The organism is Cephaloticoccus capnophilus (assembly GCF_001580045.1).
GTDB classification, from domain to species: Bacteria; Verrucomicrobiota; Verrucomicrobiia; order Opitutales; family Opitutaceae; genus Cephaloticoccus; species Cephaloticoccus capnophilus.
The window spans coordinates 84,648-102,817 of record NZ_LSZP01000047.1 but is presented as its reverse complement, the minus strand read 5'-3'; the positions used below and the strand labels follow the sequence as shown (position 1 = coordinate 102,817).

General features: G+C 62.5%; 14 protein-coding genes. 10 read left to right on the top strand and 4 right to left on the bottom strand.

All coding sequences use genetic code 11. From position 1 onward, the window contains the following. The first annotated feature begins 1 nt into the window (after window position 1). From AXK12_RS06370 to AXK12_RS06335, 8 genes are all read left to right on the top strand, one after another. Entirely contained in the window at window positions 2-541 is a 540-nt protein-coding gene (locus AXK12_RS06370) for an LptA/OstA family protein (RefSeq protein ID WP_068712611.1), read from the top strand. Next, window positions 538-1,137 carry an LptA/OstA family protein gene (locus AXK12_RS06365; RefSeq protein WP_068712609.1) on the top strand — a complete coding sequence of 200 codons (600 nt, stop codon included), beginning with the start codon at window positions 538-540 and terminating at the stop codon, window positions 1,135-1,137. The genes AXK12_RS06370 and AXK12_RS06365 overlap by 4 nt, the downstream gene beginning before the upstream one ends. 17 nt (window positions 1,138-1,154) lie before the next feature. Continuing rightward, window positions 1,155-1,937: an LPS export ABC transporter ATP-binding protein gene (gene lptB, locus AXK12_RS06360; RefSeq protein WP_068712607.1), complete on the top strand. Its 783-nt coding sequence runs from the start codon at window positions 1,155-1,157 to the stop codon at window positions 1,935-1,937. Window positions 1,938-1,950: 13 nt separating this feature from the next. Then, window positions 1,951-2,925, top strand: a complete 975-nt coding sequence (hprK, locus tag AXK12_RS06355) for an HPr(Ser) kinase/phosphatase (protein WP_068712605.1) — start codon at window positions 1,951-1,953, stop codon at window positions 2,923-2,925. A 17-nt stretch (window positions 2,926-2,942) separates the two neighbouring features. Then, window positions 2,943-3,737: a ribonuclease PH gene (rph, locus tag AXK12_RS06350; protein ID WP_068712603.1), complete on the top strand. Its 795-nt coding sequence runs from the start codon at window positions 2,943-2,945 to the stop codon at window positions 3,735-3,737. A gap of 362 nt (window positions 3,738-4,099) precedes the next feature. Then, window positions 4,100-5,281 (top strand): ADP-forming succinate--CoA ligase subunit beta, encoded by a 1,182-nt coding sequence (sucC, locus tag AXK12_RS06345; RefSeq protein ID WP_068712600.1) that lies wholly within the window; start codon window positions 4,100-4,102, stop codon window positions 5,279-5,281. Between the two features lie 38 nt (window positions 5,282-5,319). Further along, window positions 5,320-6,243, top strand: a complete 924-nt coding sequence (gene sucD, locus AXK12_RS06340) for a succinate--CoA ligase subunit alpha (protein WP_068712598.1) — start codon at window positions 5,320-5,322, stop codon at window positions 6,241-6,243. A 70-nt stretch (window positions 6,244-6,313) separates the two neighbouring features. After that, the gene (locus AXK12_RS06335) at window positions 6,314-8,473 is read left to right on the top strand and encodes an LPS-assembly protein LptD (RefSeq protein WP_156468908.1); all 2,160 of its coding nucleotides are present in this window, start codon (window positions 6,314-6,316) and stop codon (window positions 8,471-8,473) included. Between the two features lie 119 nt (window positions 8,474-8,592). On the opposite strand, the gene AXK12_RS06330 is transcribed toward AXK12_RS06335, so the two are convergent. The 4 genes from AXK12_RS06330 to gcvT all read right to left on the bottom strand — a co-directional run bounded on the left by AXK12_RS06330 (window position 8,593) and on the right by gcvT (window position 14,686). Continuing rightward, window positions 8,593-11,724: an efflux RND transporter permease subunit gene (locus tag AXK12_RS06330; RefSeq protein WP_068712594.1), complete on the bottom strand. Its 3,132-nt coding sequence runs from the start codon at window positions 11,722-11,724 to the stop codon at window positions 8,593-8,595. A 55-nt stretch (window positions 11,725-11,779) separates the two neighbouring features. After that, complete coding sequence (locus AXK12_RS06325; RefSeq protein ID WP_068712592.1) at window positions 11,780-12,958, bottom strand: efflux RND transporter periplasmic adaptor subunit; 1,179 nt, start codon at window positions 12,956-12,958, stop codon at window positions 11,780-11,782. 208 nt (window positions 12,959-13,166) lie between these two features. Continuing rightward, window positions 13,167-13,550 (bottom strand): glycine cleavage system protein GcvH, encoded by a 384-nt coding sequence (gene gcvH / locus AXK12_RS06320; protein WP_068712590.1) that lies wholly within the window; start codon window positions 13,548-13,550, stop codon window positions 13,167-13,169. Next, window positions 13,547-14,686, bottom strand: a complete 1,140-nt coding sequence (gene gcvT / locus AXK12_RS06315) for a glycine cleavage system aminomethyltransferase GcvT (protein ID WP_068712588.1) — start codon at window positions 14,684-14,686, stop codon at window positions 13,547-13,549. Before gcvT ends, gcvH begins: the two co-directional genes overlap by 4 nt. 222 nt (window positions 14,687-14,908) lie before the next feature. On the opposite strand from gcvT, the gene lgt reads away from it, so the two are divergent. Further along, window positions 14,909-15,700, top strand: a complete 792-nt coding sequence (gene lgt, locus AXK12_RS06310) for a prolipoprotein diacylglyceryl transferase (RefSeq protein WP_231863568.1) — start codon at window positions 14,909-14,911, stop codon at window positions 15,698-15,700. A gap of 176 nt (window positions 15,701-15,876) precedes the next feature. Further along, window positions 15,877-18,090: a PEP-CTERM sorting domain-containing protein gene (locus AXK12_RS06305; protein WP_068712584.1), complete on the top strand. Its 2,214-nt coding sequence runs from the start codon at window positions 15,877-15,879 to the stop codon at window positions 18,088-18,090. The last annotated feature ends 80 nt before the right edge of the window (window positions 18,091-18,170 follow it).

Below are 18,170 nucleotides of genomic sequence, written 5' to 3'. Positions count from 1 at the left end.
GATGAATACGATCTTCCTAAGCGTGCGCAGTCGGCACAGTTCCCGTCGCCGTCTCGTTACCGCGCTACTTGCCGCAGCGCTCCTCGTCGCGGTCGCCTCTCAGGTCCGCGCTTCCGAGCCCCAAAAGCCGATAGCCGACCCCGCCACACAGGAAGACAGCACTCCGCGCGACGGCCTCTCCATGCGCGCCCCGCTCAGCCAGTTTCGGCTCCCCACATTTAACGCACAAGGCCACCGCTCGATGTTAATCGAAAGCAGCGAAGCAATCGTCGGCCCCAACCAGATCGAACTGACCAACCTCAACCTTACGCTCTTCGACGGTACAGCGCAGAGCGCCATCGAAACCATCCTACTCAGCCCGCAAGCCACCGCGCTCACCGACGAAGAAACGATTAGCGGCGAAGGCCCCGTGCGAATCATCCGCGACGACGTCGAGATCACCGGCATCGGCTGGCGTTATGAGCACGCCGCGAGAAAAGTCTCTATCGCTAAAAACACCCGCATCCGCTTCCAAAGCTCCCTGCCCGACCTCCTCCGATGAGCCATTTCTGCCGCCGCCCCGTTTTCGGCCCCATAGTATTTGCAACGCTGTGGTGCATATCGCTCACCGCCCACGGCCAAACCGTAAACACGCCGCCGCCGCCCACCGTCATCAAGTGTGCCGGCCTCTCCGAACTCATCAGCACCGATACCGAGACCACCGCGACCTTTAGCGACTCGGTCGTCGTCACCGGCAACAACCTCTCCTTGCACTGCGACTTCCTAAAAGTCGTCGCCACGCGCAAAGGAGACCCCGCTGCGACACTCGGCCAGTACGGCAACTTTAAGTCGCTCGTCGCCACGGGTAACGTCCGCATCGTCCAAGGCGACCGTGAGGCAAGCTGTGGCCGTGCCGAGGTGTTCCCGGGCGAAGACCGCATCGTTTTGAGCGAAAACCCCATCGTTCGCAGCCTCGACGGAGACTACTCGGCCACCGGCCCCCAACTCGTCCTCTATCGTGGCCAGCGGCGCGCCGTCATCGAAGGCACGGCAGAGGCCCCCGCACGCATCACGCTGCCGCCGATTAAAGACCTAGGCTTCGACGACGAAACCAAGGCCCCCCGCGCATCAACGAGCTCTTCGGGAAACTCGCAATAACCCTTAGTCGCGCCCACATGTCCGAGTCTCTCGTCGATACGTCTCCCCATGCCGCTGGTTCCGTTTCTACTGACGAAAAGGACGCGCTTTCGGCGCACGGTCTCGTCAAAACCTACGGCCCGCGCAACGTCGTCGACGGCATCGACCTCTCCTTTCGCCCCGGAGAAATCGTCGGACTGCTCGGGCCCAACGGGGCGGGCAAGACTACGACGTTTTACATGATTGTCGGGCTCGTGCCCGCGACACGCGGGCTCGTCAGCTTAGGCAATACCGACCTCACGCGGCTGCGGATGCACGAACGCGCACGGCTCGGCATCGGCTATCTGCCCCAAGAGCCCTCCGTCTTTCGCAAACTCACCGTCGAAGAAAACCTTCTTGCCATAGCCGAGGCGACGCAAGTCCCCCGCGCTGAACGCCGCACCCGTGTCGCCCAGCACCTCGAAGAGCTCAGCCTCACCCACGTCGCCAAACAAAAAGCCTTCACGCTTTCCGGCGGCGAACGCCGACGGCTCGAAATCGCCCGCTCCCTCGTCACTCGCCCCAAATTCCTCCTGATGGACGAGCCCTTCGCGGCGATTGACCCCATCTCCGTCGCCGAAGTCCAACGCATCATCCTCCAGCTCAAAGCGCGCGGTATCGGCATCGTCATTACCGATCACAACGTGCGCGAAACCCTGCGCATCGTCGACCGCGCCTACCTCATCCACCAAGGCCGCGTCCTCACTCATGGCAGTGCACAGTTTCTAATCGGCGACGCCCAAGCCCGCGAGTTCTACCTCGGCGAGGACTTTAACCTCTGACAAATCTCACTCTGTGAAAAAGGACGTCCACGGCATCACAGTCGGCCAGTTTTTCGCCACCTACGGTGAGAAACTGCAAATGGAGCTACTCACCCGCTCCGGCATGGGCCTATACCGCCTGATTAAAGAAGGCTCCATCAACCGCCCCGCCCTCGCGCTAACCGGCTTCCTCAAATACTTCGCGAACAAGCGCATCCAAGTACTCGGGGCCGCCGAGATGACCTATCTCAAAAGTCTCAGCCCCGAGCGCAGCGCCTTCATTCTGCGCGAGATGGCGCGCAAGCACATCCCCTGCCTCGTCCTCACGCGCAACTACCATCCCCCGCTCTGGATGCTCGAAGTCGCCGCACAAATCGGGCTCCCCATCTTTCGCACCCCCATGATCACGATGAAATACGTGAACATGGCGACCCTGTGCATCGATAACGAGTTTGCCCCCACCGGTATCGAGCACGCCACTACGCTCGACATCAAGGGAGTCGGCGTCCTCCTGCGCGGCTCCAGCGGCATCGGTAAAAGCGAGTGCGCACTCGCCCTCATTCAGCGTGGTCACTCGCTCGTCGCCGACGACCTCACCGTCGTCAAACTCCTCGACGAGCGCGAACTCATGGCCACCAGCCGCCCGCTCAACCGCGGTTGGATGGAGTGTCGAGGCATCGGCATTATCAACATTACGGAAATGTTCGGCATCAAATCCGTACGGCATCAAAAACGGATTGATCTCGTCATTACGCTCCAAGAGTGGACGCCCGAAGTCCAAGAAGAGCGCACCGGCCTCGAGCAAGCCTACTACACGATCCTCGGCGTCAAAATCCCCTACATCGAGCTGTACGTGCGCCCTGGGCGCGACATGGCCCGCCTCGTCGAAGTCGCCGCGCTCGTCCAAGCGCTCAAAACCATCGGCCACGACCCCGCCAAAGATTTCAACGACCGGCTTATCGCGCACATGACGGGCCAAACTCCACCAAACCCCTTGCTCAAAAACTAAATACCCAAGCCCAAAGTATGTCCGAAACCGCTCCTTCGCCCGTCCCCACGGCCACTGCTCGCAACGCAAATCGCCGCCACGACGGACGCGCCAACGACCAACTCCGCCCCATCCAGTTCGAGCTCGGAATCGCCCCACACGCCACCGGCTCGGTGCTCGTTTCCTTTGGGCAAACCCGCGTCATCTGCGCGGCGATGATCGAGCCCAAAGTCCCCGCTTGGATGCGCCAGCAAGGCATCAAAGGCGGCTGGCTCACCGCCGAGTACTCCATGCTCCCCTACTCCACGCTCGACCGCAAATCACGCGACTCCTCGCGCGGCAAACAAGATGGCCGCTCGGTCGAGATCCAGCGGCTCATAGGTCGTTCGCTACGCGCCAGCATCGACCTCGATAAACTCGGCGAAAACACCCTCTGGATCGACTGCGACGTACTCCAAGCCGACGGCGGCACCCGCACCGCCTCTATCACCGGCGCTTACGTCGCCGCGCGCCTCGCCGTGCAAAAACTCATCGACGCCAAACGCATCGCCGAAAACCCCTTTCGCGACTCCGTCGCCGCCGTCAGTGTCGGCATTGTAAAGGGAGTGCCCGTCCTCGACCTCGACTACATCGAAGACCGCGACGCCGAAGTAGACGCCAACGTGGTGATGACCGGCAGCGGCCAGTTCGTCGAAGTCCAAGGCGCAGGTGAGGAAGCCACCTTTTCGCACGAACAACTCCAGCAACTCCTCGCCCTAGCGACTGGCGGTCTAAAAACCCTCGCCGCCCAACAACAAACCCAAATCGCCCGCGCGCTCCTCACCACTCGGTGAGCGAAAGGCGGGAAGGCGTACTTCTCTCTGCCAGCTCGCGCTGGCCGCTATCCCTACTCTTGGGCCGTCTACGAATCCTCCCTTTTGCCCACACAAAACAAATGAGGGCGATCCCTCCAAACGCCGCGCCGCAGCTAGCAAGTTCGGGCGTATTGGAGACTTCGTTATAGGCCTTGTTATAATCTACCAGATGGAAGCGGCTCAGGCTGGATAAGCATCGGCTGATGCAGCTGCCGCCCTCGCCCCCCCAAATCCTACGCACGCGATTTCGACGGAGTGCCAAAAGTTTTTAACTGCATCGGCTCGGCCCGTCCGCCAGCGTCCCAGTTTTTCTCGTCCGCTCTCTCACAGAACTCCCCCGCATGAATATCCACGAGTATCAGGCCAAGGCCCTCTTCTCCCAATTTGGCGTCCCCGTCCCCGCAGGTGTGCCCGCAAAGTCGCCCGACGAGTTTGCCGCTGCCCTCGCCCAACTCCCCGAAGGCCCGGTCATGGTAAAATCGCAAATCCACGCCGGTGGTCGCGGCAAGGGCACCTTCACCGACGGGTTCCAAGGTGGCGTCAAGTTTTGCAAAACCAAGGCGGATGCCGCCGAGCTCGCGGCCAAGATGCTCGGCAACACGCTTGTCACCGCCCAAACCGGCCCCGCCGGTCGCAAGGTGCAGACGATCTACTTCACCGCCGCCAGCGACATTGCTAAGGAATACTACCTCGCCATCCTTCTCGACCGCGCCAGCTCGCGCCCCGTCATCGTCGCTTCGACCGAAGGCGGCGTAGAAATCGAAAAGGTCGCTCACGAGACGCCTGAAAAAATCACCAAGGTCTTCGTCGATCCCGCCTACGGCCTCGCCGACTTCCAAGTGCGCGAACTCATCGCCGCACTCGGCCTAAGCGGCACCGAAGCCAAAAACGCCGCCAAACTTCTAAAAGCCCTCTACACCTGCTTCTGGGAAACCGACGCCTCGATGGTCGAGGTCAACCCCCTCATCACTACCCCGACCGGCGAAGTCCTCGCGCTCGACGCCAAAGTCTCCTTCGACTCCAACGCGCTCTACCGCCACCCCGAACTCGTCGCCCTACGCGATCTCAACGAAGAGGACCCTAAGGAGATCGAAGCCTCCAAGCACGACCTCGCCTACATCGCGCTCGACGGTAACATCGCCTGCCTAGTCAACGGCGCGGGCCTCGCCATGAGCACGATGGACATCATCAAGCACTACGGCGGAAACCCCGCCAACTTCCTCGACGTGGGCGGCGGTGCCTCGAAGGATAAAGTCGTAGCCGCCTTCAAAATCATCCTCGGCGACGCCAACGTGCGCGGCATCCTCGTCAACATCTTCGGCGGCATCATGGACTGTAACGTTATCGCCGAAGGCATCGTGGAGGCCGTCCGCGAAGTCGGCCTCACGCTCCCGCTCGTCGTCCGGCTCGAAGGCAACAACGCCGCGCAAGGCAAGGCCACACTCGCCACCTCCGGCCTCGCCCTCACGCCCGCCGACAGCATGGCCGACTCCGCGCAAAAAATCGTCGCCCTCGTCGCCTAACGCCACCCCCGCACTCTCTCCTCTCAGCTCTTTAAATCATGGCCATTCTCGTCACCCCCGAAACCAAAGTCCTCATCCAAGGCATCACCGGAGCCTTTGGCGCGAAACACGCGCAACTCTCGCTCGACTACGGCAGCGCAGTCGTCGCCGGAGTCACCCCCGGCAAAGGCGGCCAAGTCTTTGAACACGCCGGGCACCGCGTGCCGATTTTCAACTCTGTTGCCGAAGCCGCCGCCGCAACCGGCGCAACCGTCTCGGCGATCTTCGTCCCACCGCCCTTCGCCGCCGACGCCATCCTTGAATGCGTGGACGCCGAGCTCGACCTCGCCGTCGCCATCACCGAAGGCATTCCCGTCAAAGACATGGTGCGCGTAAAACGCGCCATGCAGGGCCGCAAAACCCGCCTCATCGGCCCCAACTGCCCCGGCCTCGTCACCCCCGGCACCGGTGCCGATTCGCACGGCGGTTGCCGCATCGGCATCGCCCCCGGCTACATCCACCGCAAAGGCCACGTGGGCATCGTCTCGCGCTCGGGCACGCTCACCTACGAAGCCGTCTACCAATTCACCACGCGCGGCATCGGCCAATCCACCTGCGTCGGGATTGGCGGCGACCCGGTCAACGGCACCTCGCACCTCGACGTCATCAAACTTTTCAACGACGACCCCGACACCCACGCCATTATCATGATTGGCGAAATCGGCGGCTCCGCCGAAGTCGAGGCCGCACGCTGGATTAAGGCGCACTGCAAGAAACCGGTCGCCGGATTCATCGCTGGAACGACCGCTCCCGCCGGACGTCGGATGGGCCACGCGGGCGCAATCGTAGGCGGAGCCGAAGACACCGCCGCCGCCAAAATCGCCAGCTTTAAGGAGTGCGGAATCGAGGTAGCCGAGACGCCCAGCGACATGGCCGAAGCGCTCATCCGCGCCGCCAAAGCCAAAGGCGTCACGCTAAGCTAAGCCCTAAAGCCTTGCGCGAGCGAGTTTGGCGTCCGGCTCGCGCAGGCTCAAAAGCCCGCTCGACAAGCCTTTGATCAGCAAAAGGCTGCCGAGTGTGATTTTTCGCCAGTCGCTACGTTACCCGTTCTCCCTTTGCCTCTTACTCTTAAGTGCTGCGCTGCTCTCGCCTGCACAGGAAGAAAGTGGCGAGCCCACGCCCGCCCCTGCTGCCGGAGAAGCGCAGCTCAGTGCCGAGCGCAGCGCCTTCGACGAGATCTCCGGCGAAGTCATCTTCTCCGGCGGTGCACGTTTCTCCGATGGGGAAACCCTCCTTGAGGCCGATGAAATCCGCTACTCGCATACGACTGGCGAGGCTGTCGCCGCTGGCCACGTCGCCTTCACACGCGGACGCGAACGGCTGCTTGCCGACTCACTGCACTACTGGCGCGCTGACAAAAGTTTCCGTGCCCAAAACATCCGCCTAGGCCGCGCCCCCTATTACATTTCGGGCACAAGTGCCGAAGGCACGGGCGACGAAGTGCTCGTGCACGACGCACTCCTCATCGCGCACGAGCCCGGTGCCTTCCAGCCGCGCATTGCCGCGCGCTCAGTGCGCTACCGACACGACCGCGATGTCGTCGCTCGCAATGCCCGCTTCGGCATCGGTGCCTTTACCCCCATCGTCCTGCCAAAGTTCACCTACCGGCTAAACATCCCGCTCGCCTCCAGCCTGTCCTTCGACGCGGGCTACCGCTCCACGCTCGGTGCATTTGCAGAAACGGGGCTCTACCTCCCGCTCGGCCCTGACACCCGAATCGGCGGCGTAGTTAGCGGCTACTCAAAACGCGGCGTGATGCTCGGCCCCGAAGCGCACTACGAGATCGAACGCTCAGCCGGGCTCATCACCGCAGGCGACCTGCAAACCGGCTTCATCAACGACTACGGAGACCGCCTAAGCGACCGGCTCGGGCGCGCCGTGCCCAAGCACCGCAGCTTCATCCAGTGGTGGCACTCGCAGGACGTGACCGAGCGGCTCCAGCTCAGCGCACAGCTCCACTATTGGGAAGACTCCGAGGTGCTGCGCGACTTTCGCCCCAGCCTGTTTTACCGTAACCAGAGCCCCGATACCTACGTGCAAGCGGTCTACGCCGCCGACCGTTTTTTTGTAAGCGGACTCGCCCGACTCCGGCCAAACGATTTTGCCGCCGTGCAAGAGCGGCTGCCCGAACTCCGCTTTGACCTGCCCGCCCTGCGGCTCGGCGCAAGCGGGCTCCATGCGCAGCTCCAAGCCAGTGCCGCCGCGCTGCGCGAGCGCCCGCCGGGCTCCGGCGCGGCCTCGACGCGCAGCGACCGACTCGATACCTACGCAGCGCTCTCGCGGCCCATCTCGCATGCGGACTGGTTTAGCCTTACGCCGATAGTCGGTGCACGCGCCACGCACTACGCCAAGGCGAGCGGAGGCAAACGTCGTTACACACGCCTCCTCGGCGAGTTCGGTTTCGACGCTGCGCTCCGTGCCTCAAAAACTTGGAACTATCAAAACCCCGTTTGGCAGATCGACGGGCTGCGCCACCTGCTCACCCCCACGCTCGGCTACCGCTACGTCCCGCAAGCGACAAAAGGCCGCACCTGGATTCCACCGATCGATACCGCACCGTTTAGCAGTTACCTACCCGTCCTCGGGCTCGGCGATACGCGCAACATCGACGCGCTCGAGCCACAGCACTTGCTCCGGCTCGGGCTCAATAACACCTGGCAAACGCGCGCAGCCGACTACGGCTCGCGCGACCTGCTCACGCTCGACCTCGCCCAAGACCTGCGCTTCGACCGCGCGGCCGGACAACGCCGCGGCTCCGACCTGCATGCCGCCCTCGCCTTCATGCCCGCCCCGTGGCTTCAATTCGATCTCTACCAACGCACGCGCGTGGACGATTTCTCACTGCGCGAGGTTAACGCGGGACTCACCTTGCGCGACGGCCCCGCGTGGTCTCTGCGACTCGACAGCCACTACCTGCGCCGCGAAATCAACGAATACGTCCTTCGCTACGAAGTCGCCGTAAACGAGGCCATCACGCTCCTCACTCGCCTGCATTACGACTCACGCCGCAGCCGCTTTAACGAACAGGCCTACGGGCTCCGCCAAAACCTCGGCAATATCTGGAGCGTTCAATACACCGTTTCCATTTACGACGGACGCCGCCGCGAAAGCGACTTCGGCTTCAACTTCTCCGTCCAGGCCTTGGGCTTCTAAAACTGTGCCAGCCTGGGCACTCGCGCTCGGCGCGCGCCTCGTCGGAGCGGTAACTTTTAGGGAGAGTGCGCGTGAGCCTAATGCGCTCGGGTTGAGCTGTCCTCAGCCAAGCGTGGGGCTCACGCCGCTTGCTCGATCTTGCGGGTTTCGCGTTCGATTTCGTCGGCACGTTGTAGACCGTGTGCGCTCGATTTTCCGGTGAAGCGTTGGCATTGGGCATCCATCAGCACGTAGCAAATCGGCACGACAAAGAGCGTCAGAAAAGTCGCAATCGCCAGCCCGCCCACAACGACGATTCCCATCGGGTTGCGCGTTTCGGCTCCCGCGCCGGAGGCAAAGGCGATCGGCACCGCGCCCAAAATCGTCGCAATCGAGGTCATCAAGATGGGGCGCAAGCGCAGCGTTGCCGACTCAAAGGCCGCCTCGAAGGCGGTTTTCCCTGCGACTTGGAGCTGGTTGGCGAACTCGACGATTAGGATGCCATTTTTCGCAACGAGGCCGATTAGCATGATAAGCCCGAAGCGCGAAAAGAGGTTGTCAGTCATCGGTGCGCCCCAGAAACGCGTGCAGTACAGGACGAAGAGCCCCCCCGCGAGCGCGATGGCGACGCCCGTGTAAATCGTCAGCGGGTGGATCCACGATTCAAACTGCGCGGCGAGAATCAGGAAGGTAAAGAGCAGGGCTAAGCCGAAGAGCATATAGGTATCGCTGCTGCTCTCGGCGTATTCGCGGGCCTCACCGTCCCACGCGTAGGTATAGCCACTGGGCAAAATGTCGGCGGCTTGCGCGGAGAGAAAGCTCACCGCGTCTCCCACGGTCACGTCGGGGCCGAGCTGCGCCCCCACCGTCACCGAGCGCAGCCGATTAAAGTGCGGGTAGTTTTCGGGGACGGCGTTTTCGTCGATTTGCACGAGACTGCCGAGCTGCACGAGTTGGCCGCTCGCGGAGCGCACGTAGAGCCGCGTCAAATCACTGGGCGAGCTGCGGTCGGCATCCTCGATTTGCACGACGACATCGTATTGCTGGTTGCCGCGCTGGAACTGGGTCACGCGGCGGCTGCCGAGCAGCGTTTCGAGGGTCGAGGCGATGTCCGCCACGGGCACACCGAGGTCGGCGGCGCGCGCGCGGTCGATGCGCACTTCGAGTTGCGGTTTCGTAGGTGAAGGGTCGATACGCGGTTGGGAAAAGCGCGCATCGGCGCGCAGTATCGCCACAAATTTTTCGCCGAGCCGTTGGAGTTCGGCAAAGTCGCTGCCTTGCAAGACGAACTCGATATCGCTGCCGCCGCGCCGCCCGCCGAGTGGGCGCGAGGGCGAGACAAAGGCTTGGCCGCCAGTGGAGACTTCGCGCAGCCGAGCGCTAAACTCCCGCGAGACGTCCTGCGTCGTGCGCTCGCGGTCCTCCCAGAGTTTCAGCGTCGCAAACATAAACGCGCGCCCCCCGCTACCCGTGCGGTGAAAGGTGCGGTCCATCTCGGGGATTTTCAGTAGCTCTTGCTCAATCTCGTAGGAGTACGCCTGCATGTAGTGCGGTGTAGAGCCGACAGGCGGGATGAAGTTTACCCGGAAAGAGCCGCGATCTTCGAGCGGGGTGAGTTCGCGCTGGAGCCCACCATAGAGCCAAAAGCCGCCGAGTGTCAGCGCAGCCGTCGCGCCGAGCACGATCCACTTTTGGCGAAACGCCGCGCCCAAGCATCGCGAATAAAAGCGGACCAGCCCCTCAAAGAACGGCTCCGTTTTACGGTAGAGCCAGTTGTGCCGGATTTCGCCGCCCTCACGCTTAATGTGCAAGATGCGCGAGCAGAGCATCGGCGTCAGCGTCAGCGAGACAAAGGCCGAGACCATGACGGACACCGCCAGCGTAATCCCAAACTCGAAGAAGAGCCGCCCGGTCTGCCCTTTTTGGAAAGCCACTGGCAAGAAGACCGCCGCGAGCGTGAGCGTGGTCGCGATAATCGCGAACGCGACTTGCCGCGCACCAAAAATCGCGGCGGGCACCGGCGCTTCGCCCTCCTCCATGCGCCGGTAAATGTTTTCGAGCATCACGATCGCGTCGTCCACGACGAGCCCCACCGCCAACACGAGCGCGAGCAGCGTGAGCACGTTTATCGAGAAGCCCATCCAGCTCATCACCGCGAAACTGCCGACGATTGAGATCGGAATCGCGAGGAGCGGGATCAGTGTCGCCCGCCAATCGCGCAGGAAGATGAAGATCATCAACACCACGAGTACCGAAGCCTCCCAAAGCGTCTTGTAGACCTCCTTCACCGAGCGGTCGACGAACACGCTCGTGTCGTAGCCGACCTCGACCTGCACGCCCTCGGGCATCTCGTTTTGGATAATGGGGATGAGGGCCTTAATCCCGTTGGCGACATCCAGCAGGTTTGCCTGTGCTTGGCGCACGACCGAGACGCCGACCGTCGGGCGGCCCTTAAAAAACGACTCGCCGCGGTAGTCTTCTCGCCCGAGCTCCACGCGGCCCACATCCGTAAACTTCACTTGGTAGTTGCCCGCCGTCGCCAGCACGAGGTTCTCGTAGTCGAGCGGGTTGGCCATGTTTCCCTGCACCTTGATGGGGAATTCGCGCGCGACCGATTCGATGCGCCCGCCCGGGATTTCGACGTTTTGCTGGCGCAGCGCGCGCTCTACGTCGGAGACCGTGAGGTTGTAGGCGGCGAGCCGGTCAGCATCGACCCACAGCCGCATCGCATAGCGCGGGCCGCGAATATCTACCGAGCCTACGCCGGGCACGGTTTGCAGCCGCTGGATGGCGATGCGCTCGACGATTTCGTAAAGCTCGGAGCGGTTGTGCCGGTCGGAGTTAAACGACAGCGACATGATGGGGCTCGCGTCGGCCTCGGTCTTCGTGACGCGCACATTTTCGATTTCGGGGGGGAGGCGACCTTGGGCGCGACTCACGCGGTCGCGCACGTCGTTGGCCGCCTCGTCGATGTTTCGGCTTAGGTTAAACTCGACGGAGATTTGCGAACGCTCCTCGGCGGAGGTCGAGCGGATGAGCCGAATGCCCTCTATGGAGGCGATTTCCTTTTCGAGAGGCTCGGTGACTTTCGTCTCAACGACCTCCGCACTCGCACCGCGATAACTCGTATCCACCGAGACAATCGGCGAGTCGATGCTCGGGTATTCGCGCACGGGCAGGTCGGCGAAAGACAGGAGCCCGATGATGATAATCAAAATCGACGCCACTAAACAAATGACGGGCCGCCGAATGGAGAGGTCGGAAAGAATCATAGCGCGGGACGAAGTTGGGCAGGAGCGGCGGATGTGGGCGGCCTAGTTACGCACTTTACTGGCCAGCGATTTGCGCGGATGCAGGGGCGAACTCCGCCCGTAGCGGGCGCGGGTCGAGCCGTATCCTAGGATAAAGGACAAGTGCGCCGACTCCGGCAGCGACGACTGATTGACCTTCGCGAAGCGTCGCGCCCCCGAGTGGCTCGATCTCCGCCAAGCCCTGCGCACGCAAGCCGATGCGCACGGGGATAAACTCGGCGACCGGCTCGCCGCGCTCGTTTTCGACAACGGCGATCACTTGGGTGCCGCTCGTCACGGTGAGAATCGCCCCCTCGGGCACGGTAAGGACGCCGCGCCGCACTTCGAGCGTGAGGTCCACGTTGGCAAACATCCCCGGTTTCAGTGCGGGCGGCGGCGCGTGCAGGTAGCCCTTGATTTCGCTAGAGCGTGTGCCGCGATCGATGATCGGATTTACGAAATAGACTTCGCCGCTGAGCCCCGCATCGGCAGCGACAACGCCGCTCTGCGCATCGACCTGCGCCAGGCTGCGCGCATTTATCCGAAACTCGGTGCCGGGCCGCACCTTGCTAAGGTAACGCTCGGGCACTTGGAAATTCATCTTGAGGCGGCTCAGGTCGTTGAGGGTGGTGAGGACAGAGCCGCTCGTCACGTAGTCGCCCGGCGAGATAAGCCGCGCCCCGGTGACGCCGTCGAAAGGCGCTTTTACGGCGGTTTTTTCGATGCGCAGTTTGAGGACTTCGAGCTCGGCCCGGGCGACGGCAAACTCACTGCGCGCACGGTCGTACTCGGACTGCGGGATAGTGCGCGACTCGCTCAAGCTCTCGCTGCGCTCGACGTTGCGCGCGGCGAGGTCAAAGCGCGCCTCGACCTGCGCGTATTGGGCGCGCAACTCCGCGTCATCGATTTTCATGAGGAGCTGCCCGCGCGTAACCGCTTGGCCTTCCTCAAAGTAAATCCCTTGAACGAGTCCCGAAATCTCGGGGCGGATTTGCGCGGACTCATTGGCTTCGAGCGAGCCGACCACACTCATCGCCTCGCGCAAATCGCTGCGGATGACAGGCGCGACCTCGACCACTTGGGCGCGCTGGGCCGGGCTGGCCGCACTCGCGCCGCCGCTCCCCTCGCCCGCCTTCTTCCGTGCGCAACCGCTCGTCCCGAGCCCTATAAAAATAACCGTCGCTAAAAAAAGGGGTATGCAGGGGAAACGTTTCATGGAGCCAAGTAAGGCTCCTAGTGCACACGAACGGTAGGCGGCGCAACCGCTGCGAGCGGTTTTATTGGACAGTGAAACGCGGGGGCCTCTTTTCAAAAACATAGGCCGCACGAGACGTGCGGCCTTGAGAAGGAGTTTCGCCGCTCCAGCAGAAAACTGATGCGACGACTACGCACTCGCGCTGCCGTGCTCGGCAGCCTGCGCGAAACTACTGAGTCAGTTTTTCATAAGCCGCCGCGTCATTGAGCGCATCGGCTTCGCTCGGGTTCGCGAGCCGCAGCTTCAGCATCCAACCTGCTTCGTACGGGTCACTGTTTACGGTCTCGGGCGCAGCATCGAGCGCGGGGTTCACCTCGACGACTACGCCGCCGACTGGCGCGTAAAGGTCGGAGGCCGCCTTCACCGACTCGACGACGCCGAAGCCCGCACCTGCAGCAAGCTCGGTACCGACTGCAGGCAACTGCACGTAAGTGATGTCACCGAGCGCACTCTGTGCGTAGTCAGTAATGCCGACGAGTGCCGTGCCGTCGCCGAGGAGTTTTAGCCATTCGTGGGAGGCTGCGTAGCGCAGCTCGCTAGGGAGCTTGTTCATAAAGTGGTGCTTTTCTTGAGGGGGACGAAGGGAGCTTTGACGAGTTGTAAATCGAGCCGCGTGCCGCGGATATCGACCCAGAGTTGCGCCGCGGAGTCAGTCGCAGCCGAGTCCACCAATGCGGAGCCGATCGCTTCGCCCAAAATTGGCGAGAGCGTTCCCGAAACCACACGGCCCACCGCTGCGCCGCCCGCCTCGCCAGAAAAGACGGGCGACTCGGCGCGGACGATTCGGCGGTCACCGGTTTTGAAGAAGACGAGGCGCTGCGCGCTGCCGTTTGCTTTCTCAGCGCGGAGGGCATCGCGCCCGATGAAAGCAGCGGCTTTATCGAGCTTCACCGTCCACCCGAGCCCGCCCGCGAGCGGTGAGACTTGGTCACTGATCTCATGACCGTAGAGCGGGTAGCCGGCCTCGAGCCGCAGCGAGTCACGGGCACCGAGTCCCGCGAGTTCCAGCTCATGCGGGCGACCGGCTTCGAGAAGCGCAGCGGCGAGCGCGGGTGCCGACTCGCTCGCATGGTAAAGCTCGAAACCGTCTTCGCCCGTGTAGCCCGTACGGCTAATCACGCAGTCGATGCCCGCGACTTGGCCTGTCGTAAAATGGTAGTACTTGAGCGCAGCGAGCGGAACATCGGTAAGCGGCTGTAGGATAGCCGCTGCCGCCGGGCCTTGGAGCGCGAGTAACGCAGTCTCCGCGCTGCGGTCGGTGATGCGCACCGAACCTGCCCCTGTTTCGGCGTTAAACCTCGCCGCTTGATCGCCTAGCCAAGCGAGGTCTTTGGGCGTATTCCCCGCATTGATACACAAAAAGAAATCCTCCGCGCCACGCATGTAAATGAGCAGGTCATCGATCACGGTGCCGTTTTCGTAGCACATCGGCGTGTATAGCACGCGCCCCGCGCTGAGCTTGGCGACGTCGTTGGTCACGAGCGAGTCGAGGAAGGCGCGGGCGCCTGGGCCCTGCACATCGACCTCGCCCATATGGCTCACGTCGAAGAGTCCGGCGGCGCGGCGCACCGCTTTGTGCTCTTCGAGGATGCTGCGGTACTGCACCGGCATTTCCCAGCCAGCAAAGTCGACGAGGCGAGCACCGTGCTCAGCGTGAAAGTCGCGTAAAGGTGTGCGTTTCAAACTCATGATAATGTGGGCCGAGCAGATGCACAGCAGGCGCGCGCGGCGGCAAGGCTCTTCGGGGGCATTCGACCGGTTTTATTTTGAGGTGAGTCGTTACTCTCGCCATCAGAGAGTAGCCCAGTGCAACACTTTCCATTCGCAAAGTGCCGAGCCCGCCCGCGTACACTGTAGCCCATGCCCGCGATCGCGCCGCCTCTTAGGTTTCTCGCTTACTGGACTCACGACTTGAGCCCATTTTTGCTGCGCTTCGGCGAGGAGGGTTTCGGTATTCGCTACTACGGCTTAGCCTACCTGCTGGGCTTCGGCGTCGCTGCTTGGCTGCTGTATTTTTACGCGCGGCGCAGCGACCGATCGGCACTGCCTCCCGCCCTCGTCGCCGATTTCATGACTGCCCTCGTAGTCGGTGTGATGGTCGGCGGACGGCTCGGCTACTTTCTGCTCTACCAACCCGAGCTCCTCTTCAGCGAGCCGGTCGCGCTGCTGCGCGTCTGGGAAGGCGGCATGGCGAGCCACGGTGGTTTCGTGGGAGTGGTGCTGGCGACGTGGTGGTTCGCGCGACGGCACGGGATCGCATTTTTACATTTGGGCGACTTGGTCGCCTCGGTCGCAGCAGCCGGGCTCTTTTTTGGGCGCGTCGCCAACTTCATCAATGGCGAGCTTTGGGGCAAACCCAGCGCCGTCGCGTGGGCCGTGCTTTTCCCCGAAAGCCCGCTGCCGCTCGTGCCCCGCCACCCCTCGCAACTCTACGCCGCGGCCCTCGAAGGCTTGGTACTGCTCGCGTTTGCGCAGTGGCGATTTTGGCGCAGTGAGCGCGTAAAGACCACACCCGGGCGGCTCGGCGGCGAGTTCTTAGTCGCTTATGCGCTGCTGCGAATCGTGGGCGAGGTATTTCGCGAGCCCGATGCCTCACTCATCCTCGGGCTAAGCCGAGGCACTTTTTACTCGCTACTCACGGCAGCCGCAGGGCTGGGATTAATCGGCTTTTGTCATAAAACCCCACTGCACAAAAAAAGCTAGAGTTGCCGGAGTGCGCCCGAGTAGTTCCCCGCAGCGGCTAAGAAAAAGATCGGGGGCGTTTACGGTCTAAAGCACAGCACAGCGTTGGGCTCTACTGACCGGCTGTGCTTCTTTGCTCCGCCTTTTCGCGCCTGCTTTCTGCTGTTTTACGTGGTTTTCGCACCCTACTTTGGGCTGTGCTGGTCGCCACTGCCCACGCACAATTACTGCCCCCGCCCGCGCGGCGCAGCGACACCGCTTGGCCCGAGGTAGAAACTCCCGCTTCGCCCGAGGCTGAAATCACAGCAGCAACAGCCCCAAGGCCCGACTCTGTCTTTCCTCAATCCACGCTCAAGCGGCTCCCCGCGCCTGCCGCCGCCCCCGAATTCGCCGCGGACTTCGCCGCCGACCTCTTTAACTACCTCGCCGAGCCCGAGAGCGACGCTATCACGCCCCACGCCGAGCTCGTCATCAGCGACGGGAAAGTCATCGAGCTAGAGCGCGACTGGCACGTCACGCTCGGCACAAGCGCGGGACAAATCCGCTGGGCGGGCAGCGGCGGCTTTGCGGCCTACGGACGCGACCGCTTCCTCTGGGTCCACGGCGACACCTTTCCGCTCATCTGGGGAAAAACCACGCACTTCATCGGCGCGAGTGACGTGCTCGTCTTTGGCACAGTGGACTCCGATGCCACGCTCATCTGGGACAAGAAAATCGACCTCGGCGGCGGCCCGCGCACGATTCGCCTCATTGATAACCCGGCAGATCGCTGGCGCACCGCCGTTCGCTTCAACCAAGGCTTCACCAACGGCGACCTCGTTTTCGAGGGCATCGGCGTGGCCGACCTGAGCGCAGCCAACAACGACTGGCAGGGCAACCTCACCGTAAACCAAGCCGAGCTGCGCGTAAATGTGGGCGCTTCGCTGCACGGGCTTTACTCCATCACTATCGAGCAAGGGGCCCGTTTTGTAGTCGATAACCTCGGCAACCACGCCTCATCGCTCGGTGGCCACTATCTCGAAAACCGGCTTAGCCAGTTCACCACGATCAACCTCAACTCCGGCGCCTTCTCCTACTTGGGGCAAAAGTCGGGAAACTCCTTCGAGCGCACGGGCATCATCGAACTCCTAGGCGGGGCAAACGTGATCGACGTCACCAACTACCGCCCCGGCCAGTCCACCGTCCTCACCCTCGGCGGCCTATATCGCGACAGCGGCGCGACGCTCAACCTCACCAACTCAAACGCAGCATGGGGCGGCGCCTTCGGCACCGGCGGCTACACCCCACAGCTCAAATTCCGCGACCGAGCGGGCCCCTGGGCCATGCCCGAACTCGAAGGCGGCATCCTCCCTTGGGCGACCGTTAACGGTGAACACTTCGCCACGCTCAAAGGCAAGCACCTCGTCGCCTACACCGACTACTACACCGGCGACCCCAACACTTGGGAAGCCCCGCACAACGCCTCGCTCACTACCCACCAATACCTCAGCACCGACCGCAGCATCAACTCGCTGCGCTTCGCCGCAGACAGCTCGCTCCAACTCGACGCTCATACCAAACTCACCCTCAACGCCGGTGCCCTACTCTCCACTGGCGGTGATGGCCTCCAAGCAATCCACGGCGGCGAACTCCTCACCCCAGAGCGCGAACTCCTCGTCCACGTTTACAAAGGCTGGTTCAGCATCCACTCCAACATCCGCCAAACCCTCCCCAGTAACAGCAGCGGCATCGGCCTCGTCAAAAGCGGCGACGGAACACTCGTCTTGGAAAGTAAAGACCTGAGTGCCCTGCGAGGCGACCACTACCTCCACGAAGGCACCCTCATCCTCGCCAGACGGGGCGACGGCATCGGCCTCGGCGGCCACCTCTTCGTAGGCAACGGCGGACGCGATGGGGCCAAGCTCGAACTCTACGGCGACAACCAACTCCAGCGCAGCGCATCCATGACCCTGCGCGGAAATCGCATCCGAGAAGGGATATTCCCGGATCACTCCAACACCTCCCTGGAGCTTTACTCCGTCGAGCAATACCTCGACACCCTCACCATCGAAGGAGCCTGTGCGCTCAATTTCGCAAACGGCCCCAGCGTTAACGACCTCATCGGCTTCGACCACATCGTCATAGCGGACAACACGAGCGAGCTAATCGTCTACGGTTGGGAAGAACTTACTAAGCATCTCCTCATCCACCGCTCCGCCGAAGCCGAAATCGCCCAATACCTCGGCCGCATCAAGTTCGGCTACGACGAAGACCCCGCCCACCTCATCGACTACAACGCCGACTACTTCGAGATCGTGCCCACTTGGTACAACGGCGCCCCCGAGCCCGGCACCACCGGCGCAGTCCTAGCCGCGGGCGCACTCGGATTCTTTGCTTGGCGAAGACGGCGAGTCGCCAACAAATATGCGTAGTTACACGGAGTCGGCGTAGGGTAAGCCCCGCGCCGACTTCGCTGCATCTATCATCCACGACCGCTCACTCACCCACCCCT